Annotated in this window: 19 protein-coding genes; 5 read left to right on the top strand and 14 right to left on the bottom strand. The window is 67.8% G+C overall.

All coding sequences use genetic code 11. The features are described from left to right. Positions 1–5 precede the first annotated feature (5 nt). The 4 genes from AC3B5T_RS13500 to AC3B5T_RS13485 all read right to left on the bottom strand — a co-directional run bounded on the left by AC3B5T_RS13500 (position 6) and on the right by AC3B5T_RS13485 (position 5,520). Positions 6–500: a MaoC family dehydratase gene (locus tag AC3B5T_RS13500; RefSeq protein WP_065631769.1), complete on the bottom strand. Its 495-nt coding sequence runs from the start codon at positions 498–500 to the stop codon at positions 6–8. Next, complete coding sequence (locus tag AC3B5T_RS13495) at positions 497–1,642, bottom strand: acyl-CoA dehydrogenase family protein (RefSeq protein WP_058251531.1); 1,146 nt, start codon at positions 1,640–1,642, stop codon at positions 497–499. The genes AC3B5T_RS13500 and AC3B5T_RS13495 overlap by 4 nt, the downstream gene beginning before the upstream one ends. A 117-nt stretch (positions 1,643–1,759) precedes the next feature. Then, positions 1,760–3,766, bottom strand: coding sequence for an acetyl/propionyl/methylcrotonyl-CoA carboxylase subunit alpha (locus AC3B5T_RS13490; protein ID WP_488357476.1), 2,007 nt, complete (start codon positions 3,764–3,766; stop codon positions 1,760–1,762). Positions 3,767–3,942: 176 nt separating this feature from the next. Further along, complete coding sequence (locus AC3B5T_RS13485) at positions 3,943–5,520, bottom strand: carboxyl transferase domain-containing protein (protein WP_338857061.1); 1,578 nt, start codon at positions 5,518–5,520, stop codon at positions 3,943–3,945. A gap of 224 nt (positions 5,521–5,744) precedes the next feature. Here AC3B5T_RS13485 and AC3B5T_RS13480 point away from each other — a divergent pair, with 224 nt between their 5' ends. After that, entirely contained in the window at positions 5,745–9,317 is a 3,573-nt protein-coding gene (locus AC3B5T_RS13480; RefSeq protein WP_488357471.1) for an indolepyruvate ferredoxin oxidoreductase family protein, read from the top strand. Between the two features lie 96 nt (positions 9,318–9,413). Here the strand turns inward: AC3B5T_RS13480 and AC3B5T_RS13475 are convergent, their stop codons facing one another. Beyond that, positions 9,414–10,214 carry a class I SAM-dependent methyltransferase gene (locus AC3B5T_RS13475; RefSeq protein WP_259936450.1) on the bottom strand — a complete coding sequence of 267 codons (801 nt, stop codon included), beginning with the start codon at positions 10,212–10,214 and terminating at the stop codon, positions 9,414–9,416. After that, positions 10,192–10,860: a DUF5336 domain-containing protein gene (locus AC3B5T_RS13470; protein WP_259936449.1), complete on the bottom strand. Its 669-nt coding sequence runs from the start codon at positions 10,858–10,860 to the stop codon at positions 10,192–10,194. The genes AC3B5T_RS13475 and AC3B5T_RS13470 overlap by 23 nt, the downstream gene beginning before the upstream one ends. Positions 10,861–11,086: 226 nt before the next feature. On the opposite strand from AC3B5T_RS13470, the gene AC3B5T_RS13465 reads away from it, so the two are divergent. Further along, positions 11,087–11,740 carry a TetR/AcrR family transcriptional regulator gene (locus AC3B5T_RS13465; protein WP_259936448.1) on the top strand — a complete coding sequence of 218 codons (654 nt, stop codon included), beginning with the start codon at positions 11,087–11,089 and terminating at the stop codon, positions 11,738–11,740. Between the two features lie 15 nt (positions 11,741–11,755). Here the strand turns inward: AC3B5T_RS13465 and AC3B5T_RS13460 are convergent, their stop codons facing one another. The 3 genes from AC3B5T_RS13460 to AC3B5T_RS13450 form a co-directional block, all read right to left on the bottom strand. Further along, entirely contained in the window at positions 11,756–12,376 is a 621-nt protein-coding gene (locus AC3B5T_RS13460; protein WP_137808939.1) for a nitroreductase family protein, read from the bottom strand. Positions 12,377–12,450: 74 nt separating this feature from the next. Next, positions 12,451–12,861 (bottom strand): NUDIX hydrolase, encoded by a 411-nt coding sequence (locus AC3B5T_RS13455; RefSeq protein WP_165630363.1) that lies wholly within the window; start codon positions 12,859–12,861, stop codon positions 12,451–12,453. Beyond that, positions 12,858–14,330, bottom strand: a complete 1,473-nt coding sequence (locus AC3B5T_RS13450) for a carboxyl transferase domain-containing protein (protein ID WP_488357469.1) — start codon at positions 14,328–14,330, stop codon at positions 12,858–12,860. Before AC3B5T_RS13450 ends, AC3B5T_RS13455 begins: the two co-directional genes overlap by 4 nt. 156 nt (positions 14,331–14,486) lie before the next feature. Here AC3B5T_RS13450 and AC3B5T_RS13445 point away from each other — a divergent pair, with 156 nt between their 5' ends. Beyond that, on the top strand, positions 14,487–14,951 hold the full coding sequence (locus AC3B5T_RS13445; RefSeq protein WP_488357468.1) for an SRPBCC family protein: 465 nt from the start codon (positions 14,487–14,489) through the stop codon (positions 14,949–14,951). Here AC3B5T_RS13445 and AC3B5T_RS13440 read toward each other — a convergent pair. The 4 genes from AC3B5T_RS13440 to sucC form a co-directional block, all read right to left on the bottom strand. After that, positions 14,935–15,447 carry an RDD family protein gene (locus AC3B5T_RS13440; RefSeq protein ID WP_065631780.1) on the bottom strand — a complete coding sequence of 171 codons (513 nt, stop codon included), beginning with the start codon at positions 15,445–15,447 and terminating at the stop codon, positions 14,935–14,937. The genes AC3B5T_RS13445 and AC3B5T_RS13440 overlap by 17 nt on opposite strands. Further along, complete coding sequence (locus AC3B5T_RS13435) at positions 15,444–16,154, bottom strand: hypothetical protein (protein WP_259936444.1); 711 nt, start codon at positions 16,152–16,154, stop codon at positions 15,444–15,446. The genes AC3B5T_RS13440 and AC3B5T_RS13435 overlap by 4 nt, the downstream gene beginning before the upstream one ends. Before the next feature lie 92 nt (positions 16,155–16,246). After that, complete coding sequence (sucD, locus tag AC3B5T_RS13430) at positions 16,247–17,149, bottom strand: succinate--CoA ligase subunit alpha (protein ID WP_058251543.1); 903 nt, start codon at positions 17,147–17,149, stop codon at positions 16,247–16,249. Between the two features lie 14 nt (positions 17,150–17,163). Next, complete coding sequence (gene sucC / locus AC3B5T_RS13425; protein ID WP_010843609.1) at positions 17,164–18,327, bottom strand: ADP-forming succinate--CoA ligase subunit beta; 1,164 nt, start codon at positions 18,325–18,327, stop codon at positions 17,164–17,166. A gap of 439 nt (positions 18,328–18,766) precedes the next feature. On the opposite strand from sucC, the gene AC3B5T_RS13420 reads away from it, so the two are divergent. Beyond that, positions 18,767–19,936 (top strand): M23 family metallopeptidase, encoded by a 1,170-nt coding sequence (locus AC3B5T_RS13420; RefSeq protein ID WP_259936443.1) that lies wholly within the window; start codon positions 18,767–18,769, stop codon positions 19,934–19,936. Between the two features lie 360 nt (positions 19,937–20,296). Here the strand turns inward: AC3B5T_RS13420 and AC3B5T_RS13415 are convergent, their stop codons facing one another. Beyond that, on the bottom strand, positions 20,297–22,798 hold the full coding sequence (locus AC3B5T_RS13415) for a UvrD-helicase domain-containing protein (protein WP_488357467.1): 2,502 nt from the start codon (positions 22,796–22,798) through the stop codon (positions 20,297–20,299). A gap of 217 nt (positions 22,799–23,015) precedes the next feature. On the opposite strand from AC3B5T_RS13415, the gene AC3B5T_RS13410 reads away from it, so the two are divergent. Beyond that, a complete protein-coding gene (locus tag AC3B5T_RS13410) occupies positions 23,016–24,572 on the top strand; it encodes a hypothetical protein (protein WP_488357466.1) in 1,557 nt (518 codons plus the stop codon). Positions 24,573–24,577 lie beyond the last annotated feature (5 nt).

Below are 24,577 nucleotides of genomic sequence, written 5' to 3'. Positions count from 1 at the left end.
CGTCGTCACTCCGTCCGTTGCCTGCGCACCAGCGTTGCTCGTGCGGCGCGGGCGACGACCTCGCCGTGCTGGTTGCGTCCGATGTGGGTCAAGTTCACCACGCCCTCACCCGGACGCGACCGCGATTCGCGTTTACCGGTGCACTCGGTCTCCGCGTACAGGGTGTCGCCGGCGAACAACGGCGCCGGGAAGGCGACCTCGCTGAAGCCCAGGTTCGCCACCAGGGTGCCCTGGGTGAGTTGGGAGACCGACAATCCCACGATCGTCGACAGGGTGAACATGGAGTTGATCAGCCGTTGCCCGCCGAAACCCGGCTGCTCGGCCGACCAGGCGGCGTCGAGGTGGAGCGCCTGCGTGTTCATGGTCAGCGTCGTGAACAGCACGTTGTCGGCCTCGGTGACAGTGCGTCCGGGCCGATGTTCGTAGATGGTGCCCTCCTCGAACTCCTCGAACCACAACCCGCGCTGTACGATTCGACGCCCGCCGGTGGTGTCGCTCATGCGAACCCCAGCTCGCGCGCGATCAGCATGAGCTGCACCTCGGTCGTGCCCTCACCGATCTCGAGGATCTTCGAATCGCGGTAGTGCCGGGCGACGGGATATTCGTTCATGAAGCCGTACCCACCGTGGATCTGCGTGGCCATCCGGGCGTTGTCCATCGCCGCCTCACTGGCGATCATCTTGGCGATCGACGCCTCCTTCTTGAAAGGCTTGCCCGCCAACATCTTCGCCGCCGCGTCGTAGTAGGCGGTCCGCGCGACGTGGGCGCGCGCCTCCATCCGGGCGATCGCGAAGGACACCGACTGGTACTCACCGATCGCCTTGCCGAAGGATTGTCGCTCCTTGGCGTACTTCACGCTCTCGTCGACGCACCCCTGGGCGACGCCGGTGGCGAGGGCTGCGATGGCGATCCGCCCCTCGTCGAGGATGGACAGGAAGTTGGCGTATCCGCGGCCGCGGACACCGAGCAGGTTCTCCTTGGGAACGCGTACGTCGGTGAAGGTCAGCGGATGGGTGTCCGAGGCATTCCACCCGACCTTGTTGTACGCCGGCTCGGCGGTGAAACCCGGCGTGCCGGACGGCACGATGATGGTGGAGATCTCCTTCTTGCCGTTCTCCTTCACCCCGGTCACCGCGGTCACCGTCACCAGTGAGGTGATGTCGGTCCCCGAATTGGTGATGAACTGCTTGCCGCCGTTGATGATCCACGAGTCACCGTCGTCCCGGGCCGTGGTCGCGGTGGCTCCGGCATCCGAGCCCGCCCCGGGTTCGGTCAACCCGAAGCCGGCGAGCGCCGTGCCCGCGGTGAGTTCGGGGAGGTACTGCTCTTTCTGCTCCTCGCTGCCGAATCGGTAGATCGGCATGGCGCCCAGACTCACCCCGGCCTCGAGGGTGATGGCGACGGACTGGTCGACCTTGCCGAGTTCCTCCAGCGCGAGCGACAGGGCGAAGTAGTCGCCGCCCATGCCGCCGTACTTCTCGTCAAAGGGAAGCCCGAACAGTCCCATCTTGCCCATCTGGGCGACGACGTCATACGGAAAGCTGTGCTCGGCATCGTGTTTCGCGGCCACCGGCGCCACCACGGTCTGCGCGAAGTCGCGGACCGTCGCGATGAGGTCGGTGTACTCCTGGGTGAGTTCCATGTGAGTGTTCTCCTGGGAAGGTTGTCGACGGGTGGTTCAGGGCCCTTCGTGGCTCGTCGCTTTCGCTCCTCGCACCTCAGGGATCAGTAAAGGCTCGTCGCTTTCGCTCCTCGCACCTCAGAGATCAAGGGGATCGCCGGCGGTGACGACGGCGAGGATCTGTCCCGCGTCGACCTTGTCCCCCACCTTCACGGAGATGTCGACGGTGCCGTCCACCGGCGCGGTGAGCGCATGCTCCATCTTCATCGCCTCGACGACGACGACCGACTGGCCGGCGGTGACGTCGGCCCCGATCTCGGCGGCGACGGCGACCACGGTGCCCGGCATCGGGCTGGTGATCTCGCCGGCGTGCTCGTCGGCGGCCTCGTCGAGCAGGGGCTTCGCGAGTTCGAGGACCCAGGTGCCCGACGGCCCTCCCACCCACCAGCTCTCTCCGACGCGAACACTCGACCACGACTGCGTCACCCCGTCGACGACCAGGCGGTCCGAGCCGCGACCGTCGCCGGGCTGCGCCGGCTGGTAGACCACGTGCCCGGTCCACGACGCCTCGGCGTCGTCGTCGAAGGTGACGGTGGCGGTTCCCGAGACGGACCATTCGTCTGCGGCATCGACCTGGATGGCCACCGTCGAATGCCGTCCGCCGGCGACGAGGCGGGTGCGGACCGGAGCGGATCGACCGACCCGCCATCCGACCGCCGAGGACCAGACGTCGTCGGCATCGCGAGCGCCGATCCGCGCCAGACCCACGAGCACCTGTGCCTCGGGAATGGGCTCCGGCGCAGCGTAATCAATGACGAGGCGGTCCAACAGTTCGGTGTCGAGGTCGGCGTCCACGACCGCCTGCTGACGCAGGACGAAGCGGCAGAAGTCGATGTTGGTGACCACGCCCAGCACGCGGGTGTGGGCCAGTGCCTGGTCGAGACGTTCGAGCGCCTCCTCCCGGTCGGCACCGTACGCGATGATCTTCGCGAGCATCGGGTCGTAGTCACTGCCGACGCGCAATCCGTCGAGCATGGCCGAGTCGACGCGGATGCCGCCGCCGGCCGAGGTGTCGGGATGGACGAGATGCTCGATCGTCCCGCCGGTCGGCAGGAAACCGCGGGCCGGGTCCTCGGCGTACACGCGTGCCTCGATCGCGTGGCCGCTGAGGGTGATCGTGTCCTGCGTCAAACCCAGGACTTCTCCGCGGGCGACGCGGATCTGTTGTTCCACGAGGTCGACTCCGGTGACGAGCTCGGTCACCGGGTGCTCGACCTGCAGTCGGGTGTTCATCTCCATGAAGAAGAACTCGTCGGGCCGGTGCGCCGACACGATGAACTCGACCGTGCCCGCCCCGGTGTAGCCGACACTGCGCGCGGCATCGCACGCGGCCTCACCGATGCGAGCACGGGTCTCGGCGTCGAGCAGCGCCGACGGCGCCTCCTCGATCACCTTCTGGTGCCGCCGCTGCAATGAGCACTCGCGCTCGCCGAGGTGAATGACGTTCCCGTGCTGATCGGCGAGGACCTGCACCTCGATGTGGCGCGGGGTGTCGACGAAGTGCTCGAGGAACAACGCGTCGTCGCCGAACGCGGCGGCGGCCTCACGGCGGGCCCGCTCCAGCGCGGCCGGCAGCTCCGACGCCTCGGCCACCCGGTGCATCCCCTTGCCACCACCACCCGCACTGGGCTTGATGAGAACCGGGAACCCGATGTCGGGTGCGGCGGCGATGAGGTCGTCGTCGGTCAGGCCGGGGCGCGACAGACCCGGCACCACCGGCACGTCGCGAGCGGTGACGGCGGCCCGGGCCGTGATCTTGTCTCCCATCGTCGCGATCGCCTCCGCGGGCGGCCCGATGAAGACGATGCCCGCCTCCGCCAGAGCGGCCGCGAACTTCTGGTTCTCCGAGAGGAATCCGTAGCCCGGGTGGACGGCGTCGGCACCGGTCTTGCGTGCCGCGTCGACCACTTTTGCGATGTCGAGGTAGCTCTGGGTGGCGGCGGCCGGGCCGATGTGCACCGCGACGTCGGCCTCCCGGACGTGGCGCGCCTGCGCGTCGGCGTCGGAATAGACGGCGATACTGCGGATTCCCATGTGGCGCAGGGTGTCGATCACCCGGCAGGCGATCTCACCGCGGTTGGCCACCAGGACACTGCGGATGGGTCTGGCGCCGGGAGCGCAGCGAGCGGGCCGAATGGGTCTGGCGCCGGGAGCGCAGCGAGCGGGCCGAATGGGTCTGGTACTCACGGTCGTGGTCCTCGGGGTCGGCGGGACGGGGCGGTGGAGATCGGGTTCGGACTCGGCGACGTCGGCATCGGCGGTCACATCCGGAAGACGCCATAGCGCGGATCGGCGAGCGGGGCGTACCGGGCGGTTTCGAGGGCGAGGCCGAGCAGTGTCCGGGTCTGCGCGGGGTCGACGATGCCGTCGTCCCACAGCCGGGCCGTCGAGTAGTAGGCATCCGACTGTTGTTCGAACTGTTCGCGGATCGGGGCCTTGAACGCTTCCTCGTCCTCGGTGGACCATTCCGCACCGGATCGCTCGATCTGGTTGCGTCGCAGCGTTCCGAGGGTGTCGGCGGCCTGCGGTCCGCCCATGACCGAGATGCGGGCGTTGGGCCACATCCAGAGGAATCTGGGCGAGTACGCGCGTCCGCACATCGAGTAGTTGCCCGCGCCGAAGGAGCCGCCGACCATGACGGTGAACTTGGGCACGCGTGCGCACGCCACGGCATTGACCATCTTGGCCCCGTTCTTGGCGATGCCGCCCTGCTCGTAGGCCTTGCCGACCATGAAACCGGTGATGTTCTGCAGGAACAGCAACGGGATGCGACGCTGGTCGCACAGTTCGATGAAATGAGCTCCCTTCAGCGCGGATTCGCTGAACAGGACACCGTTGTTGGCGACGATCCCCACCGGGTGACCGTGCAGGTGCGCGAACGCCGTCACCAGACTGGTGCCGTAGTTCGCCTTGAACTCGTTGTATTCCCCTCCGTCGCACAGGATCTCGATGACCGTTCGGACGTCGTACGGAGTTCGCGGGTCGGTGGGCACCACGTCGTAGATGTCGGTCTGCGGCCGCAACGGCTCACGGACCGGGATCGTCTCCCACTGTGGCGCCTCGCGGGGCCCGAGCGTCGCGACGATCTCGCGGACCTTGGCGAGCGCCTGCTGGTCGTTGTCGACGAGGTGGTCGGTGACACCGGAGACCGATGAGTGCATCGCACCACCGCCCAGGTCCTCGGCGGAGACATCTTCTCCGGTCGCCGCCTTCACCAGCGGCGGGCCCGCGAGGAAGATGGTGCCCTGATTGCGCACGATCACCGTCTCGTCGCTCATCGCCGGGACGTAGGCCCCGCCGGCGGTCGACGACCCGAGCACCGCGGCGATCTGCGGGATGCCGGCGGCGCTCATGGTCGCCTGATTGAAGAAGATCCGTCCGAAGTGATCCCGGTCGGGGAACACCTCGTCCTGCTGGAGCAACATCGCGCCGCCCGAGTCGACGAGATAGATGCACGGGAGCCGGTTGGCCGCCGCGATCTCCTGCGCACGCAGATGCTTCTTGACCGTGACCGGGTAGTACGTGCCGCCGGAGACCGTGGCGTCGTTGGCGACGATCATGCACTCTCGACCCGCGACACGCCCCACGCCGGCGATGACCCCGCCGGCGGGCACCTTGCCGCCGTACATCCCGAAGGCCGCGAGCGGGGCCACCTCGATGAACGGCGACCCGACGTCGAGCAGCCCGTCGACCCGGTCCCGCGGGAGCAACTTTCCGCGAGCGACGTGGCGATCACGAGCCTTCGCGCCGCCGCCGGCAGAGACCTCTTGCAGACGTTCGTCGAGCAGGTCGAGATTGCGCTGGTGTGCGGCCCGGAAGCCGTCGAGCGTGCTGGTCACCGTCGACCCTTCAGTTAGTAGTGATTAACTGAAAGTGATCGTACGCGATGAAGTGGCCCATGTCACGCCCCGGTTCGTCCACAGCGTCGACATGACCTACGTGACGCGCATCACGTCTTCTCGTACTGTTGTGGCAGGCCCACCACCCCCGGGCCGACACAACCGATGCGCCGACACCCCGGAACCCCGGACCGGCCACCGCACATAGAAGGCCAGGTGACCCCATGACCCTCGCAGACGACCGCGCTCGCTCCGAGCACGTCCCGACCCCCGGCACGCCGCCCGAGACGGCAGCCACCGGGTTCTCGCTCGACGACCGCTACACCCGCGAGTCCGGCGACATCTACCTCACCGGCATCCAGGCCCTGGTACGCATGGTCCGCGACCGCGCTCGCGTCGACCGCCGTTCCGGCCTCCGGACCGCCTCGTTCATCTCCGGCTACGAGGGCTCTCCCCTCGCCGGTTACGATCTCGAACTCGCCCGACGGCACGAGCATCTCGCCCCATACGACGTCATCCACCGGCCCGGTCTCAACGAAGAGCTCGCCGCGACCTCGGTGATGGGTTCACAGCTCGCCGCACAGGTCATCGGCGGTGCCGAACTGACGCCGTCCGCGGACGGGCTCCCCCGCGACGGCGTCGTCGGATACTGGTACGGCAAGGCGCCCGGTCTCGATCGCGCGACGGACGCCCTGCGGCACGCGAACCTCATCGGAACCCATTCCGCCGGTGGCGCGGTCGCGCTCGTCGGTGACGACCCGGGCGCGAAATCCTCGACGGTCCCGTGCGCGTCGGAGATGGCGCTGGCCGACCTCTACATCCCGATCCTCTATCCGGCCGATTCCCAGGACATCCTGGATCTCGGTGTCCATGCGGCGCTCATGAGCCGCACCAGCGGGGTCTGGACCTCGCTCAAGATCTCCGCGCACGTCGCGGACGGCGCGTCGACCGCACGCGTCGACCCGGACCGCATAGTGCCCGTCTTCGGTGACCTCGGGACGAGCCCCCACGTGCCCAGCGGACGACTGCTCGGCGCCCACCTCATGGAACTCGAACAGAATCAGCTGACCACCCGGCTCCCGCGTGCGCAGGAGTACGCACGGCTCAACGGCCTCAACCGGATCGTGGTCTCGAGTCCCGACGACCGCATCGGCATCGTCGCCGCGGGAAAGACCTACCTCGATCTCCGGGAAGCATTGCGACTGATGCGGATCGACGACGAGGATCTGCGCCGGCTCGGAATCCGCATCCTCAAGCTCGGCATGGTCTACCCGATCGAGCGAGAGATCCTGAATCGCTTCATGTTCGACACCGCCACCGGCGATCTCGACGAGGTCATCGTGGTCGAGGAGAAGCGCGACTTCGTCGAGACGATGATGCGCGACATCCTGTTCCGCCACCCGCGGGCCCCGCGCATCGTGGGGAAGGTGCACGAAGACGGATCGACCTTGTTCTCCCGCTTCGGCGAGCTCGACGTCGACGCGGTGACCCGAGGACTCGCCGACCGTCTCGCCCGCCACGGGGTCGACGCCGCGCGGATCTGGCTCGACCGCAAAGCCGCTCGCCGCACCCGCATCGAACTCCCGTTGGCGGTGCGCACGCCGTACTTCTGCTCCGGCTGCCCCCACAACAGTTCGACGAAGGTCGACGAGAACACCCTGGTCGGCGCCGGCATCGGTTGTCACGCGATGGTGTTGCTGATGGATCCCCGGCAGGTCGGCGACATCGCCGGGGTCACCCAGATGGGCGGCGAGGGCGCGCAGTGGATCGGCATGGCCCCGTTCGTGTCCGCGGACCACTTCGTGCAGAACATCGGCGACGGAACCTTCTCGCACTCGGGGTCGCTGGCGTTGCGGGCGGCCGTGGCGTCGGGCGCGAACATCACCTACAAGCTGCTCTACAACGGCACCGTCGCGATGACCGGCGGACAGGACCCGGTGGGCGGGATGACCCTGCCGCGGTTGACGTCGCTGCTGCTCGACGAAGGTGTCAGCCGGGTCGTGGTCACCTCCGACGACCCGAAACACGTTCGTACGCTGGGACTCCCCGACACCGTCGAGGTTCGCCACCGCGATGACCTGCTCGAGGTACAGACCGAACTCGCGGGCGTCGCGGGCGTCACGGTGCTCGTGCACGATCAGCACTGCGCCGCCGAGAAGCGCCGCAAGCGCAAGCGCGGCGCCATGCCCACCCCCACTCGTCGCGTCGTGATCAACGAACGCATCTGCGAGGGGTGCGGCGACTGCGGCGAGAAGTCGAACTGCCTCTCGGTGCACCCGGTCCAGACCGAGTTCGGACGCAAGACGCGCATCGACCAGAGTTCGTGCAACCTCGACCTCTCCTGCCTCAAGGGCGACTGCCCGTCGTTCGTCACGGTCACCCCGGGCACCGACCGCATCCGCACGCGCGCAGCCGATCTGGCGGACACCGTGTTGCCGATGCCCGCGGTCCCCGCCATCCGCGACACCTTCTCCCTGCGCATCACGGGTATCGGCGGTACGGGCGTGGTCACGGTGTCCCAGGTCCTCGCCACCGCAGCCGTCCTCGACGGCCACTCCGCGCGAACCGTCGACATGACCGGGCTCGCACAGAAGGGCGGCGCGGTGGTCAGCGACATCAAGGTGGCCCGCCATCCGCTGGAGCAGGCGGCGAAGGTGGCGTCCGAGGACTGCGATCTGTATCTCGTGTGCGATCCGCTTGTCGGCACCGACCCGGTCAACCTCAAGGTCACCGCCCCCGAGAAGACGGTCGCGGTCGTCTCGACCACCCAGGTGCCGACCGGGTTGATGGTCATCGACACCTCGGTCGGGTTTCCGGCGGACACCGCCGTCCACTCCGCGATCGACTCCCGGGTCGCGCGGACCGTGTACCTCGATTCGGGAGCGGTGTCGACAGCCCTGTTCGGCGACGAGCAGTACGCCAACATGCTGATGGTCGGTGCTGCGTATCAAGCCGGGGCGCTGGCGATCTCGGCGGAATCCATCGAGCGGGCGATCGAGCTCAACGGCGTGGCCGTGCACGCGAACGTGCAGGCGTTCCGGCGCGGGCGGCAGGTCGTGGCCGATCCCGACTCCGTGTCCGGCACGATCGACGGACTGCACGGTCACGAGGTCGCCGAGATCGAACCGAGCCGCCGCGCCATGGACGTGGTCGCCGCGCGCGGGTGCCACGACGACGATCTCCGGCGCACCATCGCGATCCGGTACGACGAACTGACCGCCCACTCCGACGAGCGATACGCGCGGAGCTACCTCGACATGGTCGACCGCGTACGGCGCGTCGCGCCGGACTCCTCGCTCACCGACGCCGTTGCCCGGAACCTGTACAAGCTGATGGCCTACAAGGACGAGTACGAGGTTGCCCGGCTCACGCAGGACCCGTCGTTCGCCGCGCGCATCGCCGACGAGTTCGGCGCCGACGCCGAGGTCGCGGTACGCCTCCACCCGCCGACCCTGCGCAGCATGGGGATGCGCGAGAAACTGGCGCTCGGATCGTGGGCCGACACCCCGCTGACCGCGCTCGCGAAGATGAAGCGTCTCCGGGGAACGCGACTGGACCCGTTCGGCCGCAGTGAGATCCGGCGCACCGAGCGTGCGCTGGTCGTCGAGTACCGGGAACTCGTCGACGCCGTGCTCGATGCGCTCGCGAGTGGGCGCATCGGCGCGGACCAGCTACCCGCGGTCGTCGACCTCGCGGAACTACCGGACATGGTCCGGGGTTACGAGGGGATCAAGATGGCCAACGTCGAGCTCTACCGGGAAGCGGTCGCACGGCAGCGGGAGGTGCTGGGGATCTAGGGCTTTCGAGCTAGCGCAACTGAAAACCGCCCGACACAGCGCACCCGACGCCCATGAGGCGTCGGGCCACCGCGGGAGGGTGGTTTTCAGCCGGCCTCAGCGTGCCCGCCGAAGACGCGCCACAGCGGTCTGGCCGTCGTCGCCCGAGACGACCTCGCACTCGTAGTGCGCTCTGGTCGGCGGGGCGACGGCGACCAGGTCGTACTGGGCGGTGTTCATCTCGATCAGCAACTCGCCACCGACGGCGAGCCATCTCCGGGCGTCGGCGATCAACGCCGTGATGTGGTCGAGGCCGTCCCGGCCACCGAGCAGTGCCCGGTGCGGTTCGTGATCCCGCGCCTCCGGCGCCAGCAGTCCGAGCGCCGACTCGGGCACGTAGGGAGGTACTGCGGCGATCACGTCCAGGCGGCCGCGTAGTGCTGCCGGCAGCGGGACGAGCCCGGCACCGAGGTGAATCCCGGACCCGCCCGGCAGGTTTCGGCGCGCGAAGCCGAGCGCGGTGTCGTCGGCATCGACGACATGCAGTTCGACGCCAGGCACCGCGGCCACAACACTCGCGGCGATGGGTGCGACACCACAGAACGCCTCGACTACGGTCGGCGACCGGCACGCATCTGCTGCGGCGATCGCGGTGCGCGCCAACAACAGGGAACGCTGCCGCGGCACGAAGACGCCCGGGCCCACGGACAACCGCAACCCGCCGAACTGCACCCAGCCCACCAGATGCTCGATCGGCACGCCGGCCACGCGTCGGGCACAGAGCGCGTCGAGTTCGGTTGCGTCGGCGGTGTGTTCGCGAAGCAGCGCAGCTTCTTCGTCGGCGAAGACACATCCCGCACGACGTAGGAGGCCGACGATCGGATCGTCGGGGCCGTCATCCCCGGTTGGGCGAGTCATCCTTCTTCAGACCGTACAAGAAGGCCGCCGCGATGAGCAGCGCCACCTGCAGGAATCCCAGTATCAGCCCGACGATCGCACCGGCACCGAGGTCGAGGAACGGCGGCGTGATCAGTGCCGCGGCGAACAGGGCCAGCCATGCGGCGACTCCGACGACCGCGAGGAACGGCAGCGCCTTGCGGTAGCTCGGAACCAGCACGAACGTCGCCGCGATGCCGACGACCCCGAGCAGGATGAAGAACTTGCCGGGGTTCAGGACGATCTCGTAGGAGAAGTACGCGGGAATACCGCCCTGCCCTTCCTCGAAATCCGTTCCCCATCGGTTGAGTTCCTCCTCGGCACCGACCCCGACCGAGATCCACCCGAGGAAGCCCATGAAATACGTGACCACCCCCGCGACCGCGGAGGCCAGCGCGAAGATCACCGACAGGTCGGCACGTGGCCCGCGGGCCGGCTGTCCCCAGCCGGGACCGGGAGGCGGGTACGGCGCGCCGGTGTTCCACTGCTGAGGAGGAAGGCTCCCGGTGCCGGGGTGCTGGACGTGGGCCGTCTGATCCTGGTTGCCGGCGAAGCCCCCGGTCTGCGGTGGGCCCTGCGGAACGCCTGACCACTGACCGCCGGGGTGCTGGGGTTCGCCTGGATTCACGATCCGCTCCTCGTCGCTGCTGCGGGACTCGGCCCGCCACCCTCTCGGGCTGTTCTGCGCCCGCCGTCCGGCGCGCGATCATGCGCAAGACTAAGCCCTTCCCGGCCTCGTGAGCACCGGCCCGTGCAGTTTTCATTCGACCGGGTCACCCACCCCGCGATCCGCGCGCCGACGTCGAGCACGCTGCATCTCGTCCGCACGCGCGAACGCGTAGAGTTCGGGATCGATGTCCGCGACGCATGAACCGCGCGAGGACGAATCGGGAATCACGAATCGTCCGCCGACGCGCCGAACCCAGGCCAAGGCGGCCCGTCGTGCCGAATTGCTGTCCGCCGCCGCCCACCAGATGGCCGAGCGCGGATTCGCCGGCGTGCGACTGGAGGACATCGGACGAGCCGTCGGGGTGAGCGGCCCGGCCATGTACCGCCACTTCTCCTCCAAGACCGAGCTTCTCGACGAGATGCTCATCGACATCAGTCAGCGACTGCACGACGGCGGCAGCGAGGTCGCGGACCGCGGCGGCTCACCGACGGAAACCCTGGTGGCGCTCATTGGCTTTCACATCGACGTCCTCGTCACCCGTCCCGACCTCATCACGGTGCAGGATCGGGACCTGCCGTCGATGACCCCGGACGCCAATCACCGGGTCCGGTTGCTGCAGCGCCGTTACGTGGAGCGGTGGGTCGACGTGCTCCTCGCGGTGGTCGACGAGAACGGGGGCACACTCGACCGCGAGGAAGCCCGCGTGCGCGTTCACGCGATGTTCGGGTTGCTCAACTCGTCGCCTCGCCTGCCCGCGTTCGACCAGCACGGGCTGCGCCGCCTCCTCACCGCGATGGCGCTGGCGGCACTCCGGTGTGAGGTGCCGGATCAGCCGTGAACCGGCACCCCGCCCTCACCAGCCGTCGATGTGGAGGACCGAGTCGAGGGGCTTGCGCGGCGCGGGCTTGAAATCGGTGCCCTTGCTGTAGGCCACCGGCAGCAACACGCCCTGATGGATGTTGGCCGGGATGCCGAGGAGTTCGGCGACCTCCTTCTCGTAGTTCAGGTGGAGAGTCGTCCACGCCGATCCGAGGCCGCGGGCACGCAACGCCAGCTGCAGGCTCCAGGCACCCGGCAGCAGCGAGCCCCAGACGCCGGCCTGGTTACCCGCCGGCAGGTCGCCGCCGGTGTAGATCGCCCCGATGACGAGCACCGGGACCTGACCCATCGTGTCGGCGAGGTACTGGGCACTGGACGCGACGCGCTTGCCGGTCTCGTCCCGTGGAGCCTGGCCGGTGTAGTACTTGGCGAACGACTGTGCGTAGTAATCCGCGACCTTCTGCTTCAGCTCGGGATCGGTGAGCACGATCCAGTGCCAGGTCTGGCTGTTGCTGCCGGTCGGTGCCTGCAACGCGACCTCGAGCGCCTCCTTGACCACGTCGAGCGGCACGGGACGCTCGAAGTCGAGACGCTTGCGCACCGAGCGGGTGGTGGTGAGGAGTTGGTCAGGGTCCAGGGGCAGTAGATCGGTCATCCCTCCATCCTGCACAAAACCATGTCCGTGCACCACGTCGGCCCCGCTGCACCGGGACCGTCGGCGGTGAGCCGTCAGGGCGACTCCGGCGGCAACACACCGGCCTGCTCCAGGTACTCCACCAAGCGGTTCGTGACCTTCGCCCGACGGACCTCGGCCGGTGTGAAGTACGCCGCGTCCGCGGCGTCGTCACCTGGACGTAGTTCCCCGGAACGGATCTCGGCACGGAAGTCGTGGACCTCGTACACCCGTCCGTCGCCGACCGGGATCTCGAGTTGGATGGCCGGTTCGCCGACCGTCACCCGCAAACCGGTTTCCTCCTCGACCTCGCGGATCACCGCCCGCTCCAGCGACTCTCCGGGTTCGACCCGGCCGCCGGGGAGGCTCCAGTGGCCGGCCGACGGCTCGTTCCGCCTCAGGATCAACAGGATCCGTCCTGACTCGTCGGTGATGAGCGCCCCGACGGCGACGACGCGCGCGCTCATCGCGCGTCTTTCGTCGGCACGCGCGTTCGTGCTTCGTCGTCCGGAACCGGCGATCCCGCGAGGTACCGGCCGATCCAGTCGCGGATCGCCGACAGCGCTTCGTCGTCCGATCCGGCGTCGACGACGAGGTCGATCATGCCCTGCGCGGCCATGCGCCCGGCGAGAATGCCCTGCCGCGAGGCCATCTCACCGGCATGGTCGAGATCACGGTGCACGATGAGACTCGCTCCCTCGGGCGGCAACGGCGAGAGCCAGGCGTCGGCGCGCGCGACCCGGACGTCGGCGGGGAACAGCGCGAGCGCGGCGCCGCCCGCACCCTGCCCGAGGAGGACCGAGACCGTCGGCACGCGCACACTGAGCAATTCGACTGTGCAGCGCGCTATCTGCGCGGCGAGGCCACCCTCCTCGGCGACGACCGACAGTTCCGCGCCCGGGGTGTCGATCACGGTGACCACCGGGAGTCCGAGGTCGCCGGCCGCCATGATCGCCCGCCGCGCCTCGCGCAGGTGTCGCGGCCCCGGGAGGTCGCCCGCCGCCTGTGACGTCCGGTCGTAGCCGACGACCAACGCGACCCGACCGTCGAAGTCGCTGAGCGAGAAGCGCAGTGGCCCGGCATCCGACAGTGGCGCCGAATCCCCGCCGGCCAGGAACTCGACCAGGCCCGCGCGTCCGGCCTCGCGGGTGGCGAGCACACAGGCCCAGGTGTCCTCCTGCTCCCCCGTCTGCGCGCGCTGCGGACGTACCGTCACCGAGCCGTCCGACGACGGCCGGTCACGCGCGTCGAGCAGTCGCAGCACCGCGGCGAGGCGGGCCGGCAGATCGACGGGATCGACCACGTCGTCGACAACCGTTGTGCGTACCAGATTCTCCGCGGTCTGGACATCGGCCGGAAAGGGCTCCCCGTACAGGCCTTCGTAGACGCGCGGCCCGAGAAAACCGATGAGCGCTCCGGGTTCCGCCCAGGTGATGTGGCCGAGCGAACCCCACGACGCGAATACCCCGCCCGTGGTCGGATGACGCAGGTACACCAGGTAGGGCAGGCCGGCGGCCTTGTGGTCGGTCACGGCACCCGTGATGGCGACCATCTGCAGGAACGCCGCGGTCCCCTCCTGCATCCGGGTGCCTCCGGAGGCGGGAAACGCCAGCAGCGGAAGTCGTTCGCGTGTCGCGCGTCGGACCGCTGCGACGATCCGGGCCCCCGCATCGCGCCCGATCGACCCGCCGAGGAACTCGAACTCCCCCAGCACGATCGCCACTCGCCGGCCGCCGATCGCGCCGGCGCCGGTGGTGACCGATTCGTCCGAACCGCTCTTTCGGCGTGCCCGGTCGAGCTCGATGGCATAGGTGTCGTCCGCACCATCGGACGTCGTGGCCGGCTCACCGACCGGCGCATCCCACGGTTCCCACGTACCGTCGTCGACGATCATCACGCGCAGGTCTGTCGCCGTCAGCCATGCCCGCTCACCCATGCCTCACACCGTATCCCGCCGCGGCCGGGCGGCTCCGGCCTGACGTCGACACCCTCCGCGACGCCCCGACGCGATGATTTCCGTCGGCGCCCGGTGTCATACTCTCGTCAGCCCGACACCCGTTCCGTATCCGACCGATCTCTTCCGGGGGCCCGCATGTCCGACACCTTCCGCATCACCCGATCCACCATCGTCGACGCACCGCCCTCTGCGGTGCTGCCGTACCTGGTCGACTTCCACCAGTGGGTGCACTGGTCGCCGTGGGAAGGGGTCGACCCCGACATGACGCGCGACTACTCCGGCGCGGAATCCGGTGTCGGGGCGAAGTACGCGTGGTCGGGCAACAAGAAGGCCGGCCGCGGCGCCATGGAGATCACGCGCGTCGACGAGCCGCGCGAGGTCGAGGTTCACCTGGCCTTCGAGAAGCCGATGAAGGCCACCAACACCGTCACCTTCGAACTCGCGCCGGAGGGACAGGCGACGCGGGTGTCCTGGACGATGGTCGGCGCACAGACGTTGTTCAGCCGCGTGGCAGGGTTCTTCGGCATCTTCGACAAGATGCTGGGCAAGGACTTCGAGAAGGGACTGGCTCAGCTCAAGGCGGTCAGCGAGAGTAGATGACCCGGGTGCGCAGGAGGACGTCGGCCACCGACCGCCGACGCCGGTCGACGACCACCCACACCAGACCGATCGCGAAGAACGTACAGAGCAGGGCGCGCAGCACCGCGATGGTCGGCCGGATGCGGGCACCCTCCGAGTTGACCACCCGCAGGCCCATCACGACCGACCCGAGGGTGCGTCCGGAGACCTCCCAGCACGTCGCGAGGTAGAGCACCGCCACCAGCACGAAGCCGGTCGTGGTGAAGACCAGATTGACCTCCGGCAACGAGAATTCGCTGACCGAGAGCACGAACTTCATCAGGGACAGGCCCGCGTAGGCGGCACCGAGGATCGTCCACACGACGAGGAGGTCGAGGAACGAGGCGACGCCCCGGCTCACGATGCCCGCGTTCTTGTCCCGGTCCTGCACCGCATGGGCCTTGTGCACGGGTGGCAGACCGGGCGTCGTCGGGGCCGAGTTCTGCAGCGGCTCTGACGGTTTCGGTTCCGCGGTCATCGTGGCCTCTCCTCATCGGGAGCGGCCTCGATGGCCGCGGCACCGCGGCGACGCAGAAATCGGTTGACCGCGTTGGCCACCGCGTCGTCGGCACGTTCGCTGGTGCTGCGCACGTCGGTCATCACATCGGCGGTCACCGACGTGCTCGCCTCCCGGATGATGTCGGGAAGGTCGACACCGTCGATGATCTCTTCGGCGAGTCCGATCAGGTCGACGCGCCCGAGGATGGCGTCGATGTCGATCCGGGCCGCGATGGCGTCGATGTCGATCCGGGTGGCGACGGAGTCGAGATCGACCTTGCCGATCACCCTGTCGAGGTCCACCAGATCGATCGCCGCCATCAGATCCACCTGTGCGACAGCCCGATCGAGATCGACCGTGGTGATCACCTCGTCGATGTCGATGAGTGCGAGGACCTCGCTGATGAGACGTTTCAGGTCGACGTGGGTGAGGACGAGGTCGGTGAGGTCGACCTCCTCGACCAATGCGTCGACGACCTCCCGGATGACGACTCCCAGAACAGCTCGCGTCATCGAGACCACCACGGTGACAGCGGTGTCGGCGGCCTCGGCCAGCCGCGCACGGACGGACCCGATGACCCCGCCCGCGAGGGGTAGACGTTCCGCGACATCGGCCACCACCCCGGCGAACCGCATCGACTCCCCTGCCAGCTGGGAGATCGCGCCGCGTCGCGCCGGGGAGTTCACCGACGAATTATCGCACGGGCCGATCCGGTCGGTCGGCCCACGAAAAACCCGAGCGGGCAGACCCGCTCGGGTTCTTCGGTTCTCGTGACTTCTTACAGTGCCTCGTAGAGCTCCCGCGCCAGCGCGGCGGTCTCGGACGGCGTCTTGCCGACCTTGACGCCCGCAGCCTCGAGGGCTTCCTTCTTGCCCTGGGCGGTGCCCGCACCGCCGGAGACGATGGCGCCGGCATGGCCCATGGTCTTGCCCTCGGGCGCGGTGAAGCCCGCGACGTAGCCGACGACGGGCTTGGTCACGTTGGCCTTGATGTACTCGCCGGCCTTCTCCTCGGCGTCGCCGCCGATCTCACCGATCATCACGATCAGCTTGGTCTCGGGATCCTTCTCGAACGCCTCGATGGCGTCGATGTGGGTGGTGCCGATGACCGGGTCGCCGCCGATGCCGATGGCGGTCGAGAAGCCGAGATCGCGCAGCTCGTACATCATCTGGTAGGTCAGGGTGCCCGACTTGGAGACCAGACCGATCGGACCCTTGCCCGTGATGTTGTTCGGCGTGATGCCCACCAGCGCCTCACCCGGCGTGATGATGCCGGGGCAGTTGGGGCCGATGATGCGGGTCTTCTCGCCCTTCTCCACGTTGTAGGCCCACGCGTAGGCGGAGTCCTGCACCGGGATGCCCTCGGTGATGACCACGAGCAGCGGGATCTCCGCGTCGATGGCCTCGATGATGGCGTCCTTGGAGAACTTCGGCGGCACGAAGGCGATCGAGGTGTCGGCCCCGGTCTCCTTCATGGCCTCGGCGACCGATGCGAACACCGGCAGCTCGACGTTGTTGCCGTCGGCGTCGACGTGCGACACAGTGGTGCCGGCCTTGCGCGCGTTGACACCGCCGACGATGTTGGTGCCGGCCTTGAGCATCAGAGCGGTGTGCTTGGTGCCCTCACCGCCGGTGATGCCCTGGACGATGACCTTGTTGTCTTTGTTCAGAAAGATCGACATGTTCCGTGGCTCCCTTACTTGCTCGCCAGCTCGGCGGCCTTGTCGGCGCCCGAGTCCATGGTTTCGGCGAGCGTGACCAACGGGTGGTTCGCATCGGCCAGGATCTTGCGGCCTTCGTCGACCTTGTTGCCGTCGAGGCGGACGACCAGCGGCTTGTTGGCGTCGGACCCCAGCTTCTCGAGAGCACCGACGATGCCGTTGGCGACGGCGTCACATGCGGTGATGCCACCGAAGACGTTGACGAAGACGCTCTTGACCTGCTCGTCGCCGAGGATGACGTCGAGGCCGGCAGCCATGACCTCGGCCGAGGCGCCGCCGCCGATGTCGAGGAAGTTCGCGGGCTTCACGTTGTTGTGCTTCTCACCGGCGTAGGCGACCACGTCGAGGGTCGACATGACCAGGCCCGCGCCGTTGCCGATGATGCCGACCTCGCCGTCGAGCTTGACGTAGTTGAGGTCGTTCTCCTTGGCCTTGAGCTCCAGGGGATCGGTGGCGTCGCGATCCTCGAACTCCTCGTGGCCGGGCTGACGGAAGTCGGCGTTGGCATCGAGGGTGACCTTGCCGTCGAGGGCGAGGATCTGATCGTCCGGAGTGCGGACGAGCGGGTTGACCTCGACCAGGGTGGCGTCCTCCTTGACGAAGACCTCCCAGAGCTTCGCGATGGTGACCGCTGCGGCGTCGAGCACCTCGGCAGGCAGATGGCCCTGCTCGGCGATCGAGCGCGCGGTTTCCAGATCGACACCCTTCACGGCGTCGACGGCGACCCGCGCGAGGCGCTCGGGCTTGGTCGCCGCGACCTCTTCGATCTCCATGCCACCCTCGACCGAGCACATGGCCAGGTAGGAGCGGTTGGTGCGATCGAGCAGGAAGGAGATGTAGTACTCCTCCGCGATGTCGCTGGCCTCGGCGACCAGCAGCTTCTTGACGACGTGGCCCTTGATGTCGAGGCCAAGGATGTTGGAAGCGTGGGACTGCGCGTCGTCCGGGGTCGCGGCGTACTTGACGCCGCCTGCCTTGCCACGCCCGCCGGTCTTGACCTGCGCCTTGATCATCACGGGCTTGCCGATTTCCTCGGCGATCGCCCGCGCATCGGCGGCATCATCGGTCACCCGACCGGGTGTGGTGGGAACCCCGTGCTTGGCGAACAGTTCCTTCGCCTGGTATTCGAAGAGATCCATTCAGCTCACCATCTCGTAGATTTGCCCGCGCAAGGGTGTAATGCGGGCCATATCGGACTTTAAACCTGTCGGGAATCGCCACCCCGCGCGCACCCTGCGCTTGTGCGACAGATCACTCGCTCGGTCGGTTCTGACAGTATTGACGTCGTGACGTGAGGTCCACAGCGTCGGTCCGACCCCATGAGCTGCGACGACCGCAGAATCCATCGGCGCGCGGCCTTCACAGGTTGAATTTGCTGTAGTGAACAGAAAATCCGGCAATTTCTATACTCGGCGACCCAGTCATGTGACTCAGCTCACAATATGCCGGTTTGTCGCTGTCTACGGTTGGACTTGCCGCAATCATTTCGTTACCGTCGGCTCTCAGCGGTGGTCACAGAAGGATTACGGACGGTGACTTCGATCCGCCGGCGACGAGATGCGGTAGCGAAGAGATGAGGTGGACGATTTGGCGGGACTCGGTGTCTCACGCGGATCGGGCCGCGTCCGATCGGGCGGGTTGATCGATGACGTCACAGCGGAAGAGATGACCACGATCATCCCCATCGTCGACACCGACGATGCGGCCGGGTACGACCTCACCGACTACGAGTTCGACTTCGCAGACTCCGACACCTCCACTCGCGAGCACTCCGACGCCGGCTGGACGCCGTCGTCGTGGCAGGGCTACTACCGTCCCACCCGTTCGGAGATCACTCAGGACATCCTGATCCCCGAGCACGAGTTCGATCAGTACGAGCACGACGAGCCGTTCGACGTCGAGGGCGCCGAGCTCGACAGCTTCGACGGGGGCGAACTCCATTCGCTCGACGACGACGTTCTCGATGACGACACCGAGCATCGCCCCTTCCGGACGAATCCGGCCGGACAACGGGTCCGACGTGGCGGCAAGCACCGCATCGCGGCGCCGCCGAACGCCCTCAAGGGCGGACGCGCAGCCCTCATCGCCATGGCCGCCGGCGCGGCCGTCGCCGCGGTCGCTCAGGTCGGCACGAACGACGAGGCGCCCGCACCCGTGAACGCCGCGGCCGTCAACGACGCCACCGCTCCGGGCGCCGCACCCGTGGAACTGGGCCCCGGCGTCGCTGCTGCGACCGCACACACCGACCAGATGAACGTCTTCACCAACCAGCTGGGTGTGGGCGCCAAGATGGCGGCCGACCAGGATCGTCGCGAGGCCCTGGCCCGGCGCCCGCTCTTCACCTCGCCGATCCCCCTCGGCAGCTACGACTTCACCTCCGCCTTCGCGATGCGCTGGGGCACCATGCACGGCGGCATCGACATGGCCGCTCCCCTCGGAACCCCGATCCACGCCGCCACCGACGGTGTCGTGATCAAGGCCGAGCCCGCGTCGGGATACGGCCACTGGGTTCAGATCCAGGCCGCCGACGGCACGGTCACCATGTACGGCCACATGGCCTCCTCGGGCGTCCTGGTCACCGAAGGCCAGCGCGTCACCGCCGGCGACGTCATCGCCCTGGTGGGCAACGAGGGCTTTTCGTTCGGCCCGCACCTGCACTTCGAGGTGTGGAAGAACGGCAACACCAAGATCGACCCCGTGCCCTGGCTCGCCGCCAAGGGCGTGAAGCTCTCCGGCTACACCGGGTAGCAGAAGGCTCCACAGGTCACCTCCTGTTGCTTGGTGGCGCCATTCCAGCGTGCTCACGCTGCGCATCCGTAGTGATACCTGGCCGGATTGCGAACTGACGTAAATTCTCGTCCATCTCAGCATGATTGAAGGGCACATTGCCCTTCGACCATGCTGAGGGGGACGAGAATTTCCAATCGAACCGGGGAGCGAGCTGGCGAGCGTCCCACTCCGCTCCCTGATCCGGAAGACGACACAACCGCATCTCACCAGGACCCTTCGTGACGCGCCCTCCGCAAGCTCCGGGCGCTCCTCAGGGAGCAGTGGGGGTCACTTCTTCCGGATCAGGGAGCGGGGCGTGCGCTCCTTGCGAACCCAGCCCTAGAGCTTGTCCCCGGGAATCCCGCCCGCGGTGAGAAGCGTGACGCGTCCCGCGCTGCCGCCGTAGTCGATGGTGACGCGTTCGGTGGCGCCACTGCCCTCTTTGGCCACGACCTTGCCCATGCCGTACTTCGGATGGTTGTGTCGGTCGCCGATGTCGAGCTGAACCTGCTTGTTGCGTCCGCGCGCCGGATCCGACGAGTACGACGACCGGCCACGGCCCATCGACGAACCACCCGAACCGGAGAATGCCCCGTCGCGGCCGAACACGCCGCCCGACGATCCGCCGAAGCCGCGCATGGAGCGCTTGGGTTCGGTTCGGCGCCAATCGACGAGGTGTTGCGGGATCTCTTGCAGGAAACGGGATTCCGGGTTTGACACCGGCTGCCCCCAGGAGGCGCGGGTGACCGACCGGGTGAGGTACAGACGCTGCTTGGCGCGCGTGATCCCGACGTAGGCCAGGCGCCGTTCCTCGCTCAGCTCGGCCGGATCGCCGAGCGCGCGCATGTGCGGGAAATGGCCGTCCTCCCAGCCGGTGACGAAGACGACCGGGAACTCGAGGCCCTTCGCGGTGTGCAGGGTCATCATCGTGACCACGCCCTCGCCCTCATCCGGCACCTGGTCGGCGTCGGCGACGAGTGAGACCCGCTCGAGAAACGCTGCGAGCGAACCGGGTTCGGGCTCGCCCTCGCGGTCCACCTCGTTCTCGGGATCGTCGGCATCGGCGTCGACCTGCGCGGCGTCGGCACTGAATTCCCGTGCCACGGCGACGAGTTCGTTGATGTTGTCGAGGCGTGCGCCGTCCTGTGGATCGTTGGACGCCTCGAGTTCGGCGCGGTAGCCGGTGCGCTCGACGATCGCGTCGACGAGTTCGCCGATGTCGGCCGACTCCTCTGTGGCGTCGAGGAAGGCCACGTCGGCGTCTTCGGTACCCGCCTCGCCGAAGTGGGTGAGGAAGTCCGATCGCAGTCCCTCGATGAGGTCGACGAATCCGCCGATCTGCTTGACGGCCCGCGTGTTCAGCAGTGCCACCTTGCCCTCGGCCGCGTCCATCAGCGACTCGTAGAAGCTCCGGCCGGTGTTCTCCGAATGGACGGCGACGCAGGCTTCCGCGCGGTCGCCGATGCCGCGCCGAGGGGTGTTGAGGATGCGGCGCAGGCTGACCGAGTCGTCGGGATTGGCGACCACCCGCAGGTAGGCCACCACATCCCGGACTTCCTTGCGTTCGTAGAACTTGGTGCCGCCGACGACTTTGTACGGAATCCCGTGCCGGACGAACACTTCCTCGATGGCACGCGAACCGGTGTTGGTGCGGTAGAACACCGCGACGTCGGAGTACTTGAAGCTCGACGAACCGCCGAACGAGTAGTCGGTGAGTTCCTCGATCTCCTTGGCGATGAACGTCGACTCGTCGCGGTCGGAGTCGGCGACGTATCCGACGATCAGTTCACCGTCGCCGGAGTCGGTCCACAACCGCTTCTCGCGACGATTCGAGTTGCGTGCGATGACGGCGTTGGCGGCCGACAGGATTGTCTGCGTCGACCGGTAGTTCTGTTCGAGCAGAACGGTTTCGGCGGACGGGAAGTCGCGCTCGAACTCCTCGATGTTGCGGATCGTGGCACCGCGGAAGGCGTAGATGGACTGGTCGGCATCGCCGACGACGCACAGTTCCGAGGGCTCCAGACCGCTCGCGGTGGTCTGCTCCCCGACCAGTTCGCGGATGAGCACGTACTGCGCGTGGTTGGTGTCCTGGTACTCGTCGACGAGGACGTGACGGAACCGGCGCCGGTAGTACTCGGCGACCTGCGGGTGCCGGTGCAGCAGTGCCACGGTCTCGCCGATCAGATCGTCGAAGTCGAAGGCGTTGGCGGCACGCAGGCGACGCTGGTACTCGGCGTAGATCCGCGCGATCGTCGTCGACGTCGGGTCGTCCTCGGGTGCCGAGGCCAGCGCCTCGTCGGGCGAGATCAGCTCGTTCTTGAAGTTCGACACGGCCACCGACACCCCACGCGGGCTGAACTTCTTGGGGTCGAGGTCGAGGTCGCGGATGACCATCCCGAACAACCGTTTCGAGTCGTCGGAGTCGTAGATGGAGAAGTTCGAGTTCATCGACTCCAGCAGCCCGGACTGCGCCCGCAGGATGCGCACACACGTCGAGTGGAACGTCGAGACCCACATGTACGCGGCACGCGGGCCGACGAGATCGATGACGCGTTCACGCATCTCCGCGGCGGCCTTGTTGGTGAACGTGATGGCCAGGATCTGCCCGGGCGTGACATCCCGCGCGGCCAGCAGGTAGGCGATCCGGCGGGTCAGCACCGCCGTCTTGCCCGAGCCCGCGCCCGCCACGATCAGCAACGGCGCGCCGGCGTGCAGGACCGCGGCGCGCTGTTGAGGGTTGAGACCTTCGAGCAGGCGCGCGACCCGGTCGTCGGCGGCCGCACCCGAGGTTGCGGCGCCCGCGCGACCGGCGAGAAGAGGGGCAGAAGAGGAGCTGTTCATCGGTTGTCCAGGCTACTCGCCGCCGCCGACAGACCCTCGTCGGCCGGTCCGCTCCGCCCCGTCGGGAGGTCCACCGAACAGTCGACCGACCCCGTGAGTTGAGGCCCCGATCGTCGTGCCCCGCGGCTAATATGACGCGGTACCACCGGCTCGGGGTGCCCTGTCTGCGAACACCCGCATGCGGCGACGACGCCCCGGCGAGCAGGAAGAGGCGCCCATGAAGAGACCGTCCATCGTCCCCGCCGCCATCGTCCTCGGTGTCGGAGCGCTGGCCCTCATCATCGCGCTCGTCCTGTCGTTCGTACCGTTCAGCAGCGCGGGCACCGTCGAGCCCACGCCCGCGTTCCGGGCGCAGAAGAGCCTCGACGAGGTGCTTTTCAAGTTGGCGACCAGTCCGGCGGCCGAGTTCACCGGCAAGGTCACGTACAAATACGACGACGAGCGCGGCGAGGGAACGGTCGAGTTCGACGACCTGATCGTCACCACGTCGAACACCGCCGAGGGCACGATCACGCTCGGCTCGCAGCAGGGCGAATATCGGCAGATCGGCAACAACCCGTTCATCAGTGCGCCCGGCGCGCTGTGGACCGAACTGCTCGTCGACGCCGAGAAGACGAACCTCGACACCGGCCCGCTGGACAACAAATGGGCCTCGACCCGCTTCACCAGCATGCCGCGCCTGGGCACCATCCTCGGCCCGGACAATCTCGCCGGCGACATCGGCAACATCGAGTCCGGCGACCCACCCGCGCTCGGGGCCGAGCTCCCGACGCCCAACAAGGGCACACCCGACGCCCGCCGCTGGCCGACCACCGACCCGCCCATCGAGTTCGTCGGTGACGACAAGGTGAAGATCGGGGCGTGGGAGGTCACGTTCGATCCGGAGACGAAGAACGTGACCAACGTCAAGGGTCAGAGCGTGCAGGGCCCGGTCACCTACGACATCGACGCCGCGGTCAGTCTGCAGCCGGCCGACCAGGCCCAGAAGGTGTTCGCCAACCAGCGCGCACTCGTACCGGACCTGGTCTCGGTGCCCGCTCCCGGGCTGTGGATGGAGCAACCGGTGGTGTCCTCGCGCCAGACCGGTGCATGCACCACCTCGTCGTGCGCCTTCGACTACACGGTGCAGGGCAGCCCGTACGCCGACGACGTCCGCGGCCACTTCAACTACGGTCTGACGCTGAACTTCGCGGTCGGCAACCGTCCGCCCGGCGCGGTGGGCGGTGAGTGCAAGGTGGTCCTGCGCGTGGACTTCGGACGAGACGGCACCACCCGGTGTGCCGCCACCAACCTCCCGCCGGACACCAACATCGCCTCGCGGTACACCTTCACCTACCTCGCGTTCATCGACTCGACCGAGACCGAGCTGAACGATCTCATCGACAACAACGAGAAGCAGACCAACACCGAGATCGTCTATGTCCGGACCGGGAACAAGGAACCCGAGCAGGCCCGCTTCGGGGCGAGCGTGACCGGTCTGCCCAGCTACTACGCGATCAAGCGCGGCGACTACATCTTCGACGGCATCGGCACCGACGGCAACATGCACATCACCTTCGGTGAGGGGTATCGGGAGCACATCGTCGGCGGCGCCTTCGATCCGTCCTGGGAGGGCACCGAGGTGCTCCGCAAGCAGATGGAACAGCAGGTCACCGCGGCCGGCGACGCACAGGTCGTCTACTTCGTCGCCGAGGAGGAGACAGCGTCGGCTCTGCGGGCCCTGATCGCCGCGGAGAACCAGAGCGACAACATCTCCGCCTTCTACTACGACTAGACGAC

The sequence above is a fragment of the Gordonia sp. G4 genome, assembly GCF_057770005.1.
Note: the sequence above shows the minus strand (reverse complement) of the source record. Positions and strands in the feature narration are given on the sequence as shown.

Coding starts and splice junctions, on each gene's coding strand:
- AC3B5T_RS13500 (WP_065631769.1), bottom strand. CDS start 500: ATGAGCGACACCACCGGCGGGCGTCGAATCGTACAGCGCGGGTTGTGG.
- AC3B5T_RS13415 (WP_488357467.1), bottom strand. CDS start 22,798: ATGAACAGCTCCTCTTCTGCCCCTCTTCTCGCCGGTCGCGCGGGCGCC.
- AC3B5T_RS13410 (WP_488357466.1), top strand. CDS start 23,016: ATGAAGAGACCGTCCATCGTCCCCGCCGCCATCGTCCTCGGTGTCGGA.
- AC3B5T_RS13480 (WP_488357471.1), top strand. CDS start 5,745: ATGACCCTCGCAGACGACCGCGCTCGCTCCGAGCACGTCCCGACCCCC.
- AC3B5T_RS13455 (WP_165630363.1), bottom strand. CDS start 12,861: ATGAGCGCGCGCGTCGTCGCCGTCGGGGCGCTCATCACCGACGAGTCA.
- sucD (WP_058251543.1), bottom strand. CDS start 17,149: ATGTCGATCTTTCTGAACAAAGACAACAAGGTCATCGTCCAGGGCATC.
- AC3B5T_RS13495 (WP_058251531.1), bottom strand. CDS start 1,642: ATGGAACTCACCCAGGAGTACACCGACCTCATCGCGACGGTCCGCGAC.
- AC3B5T_RS13440 (WP_065631780.1), bottom strand. CDS start 15,447: ATGACCGCGGAACCGAAACCGTCAGAGCCGCTGCAGAACTCGGCCCCG.
- AC3B5T_RS13460 (WP_137808939.1), bottom strand. CDS start 12,376: ATGACCGATCTACTGCCCCTGGACCCTGACCAACTCCTCACCACCACC.
- AC3B5T_RS13465 (WP_259936448.1), top strand. CDS start 11,087: ATGTCCGCGACGCATGAACCGCGCGAGGACGAATCGGGAATCACGAAT.
- AC3B5T_RS13475 (WP_259936450.1), bottom strand. CDS start 10,214: ATGACTCGCCCAACCGGGGATGACGGCCCCGACGATCCGATCGTCGGC.
- AC3B5T_RS13445 (WP_488357468.1), top strand. CDS start 14,487: ATGTCCGACACCTTCCGCATCACCCGATCCACCATCGTCGACGCACCG.
- sucC (WP_010843609.1), bottom strand. CDS start 18,327: ATGGATCTCTTCGAATACCAGGCGAAGGAACTGTTCGCCAAGCACGGG.
- AC3B5T_RS13450 (WP_488357469.1), bottom strand. CDS start 14,330: ATGGGTGAGCGGGCATGGCTGACGGCGACAGACCTGCGCGTGATGATC.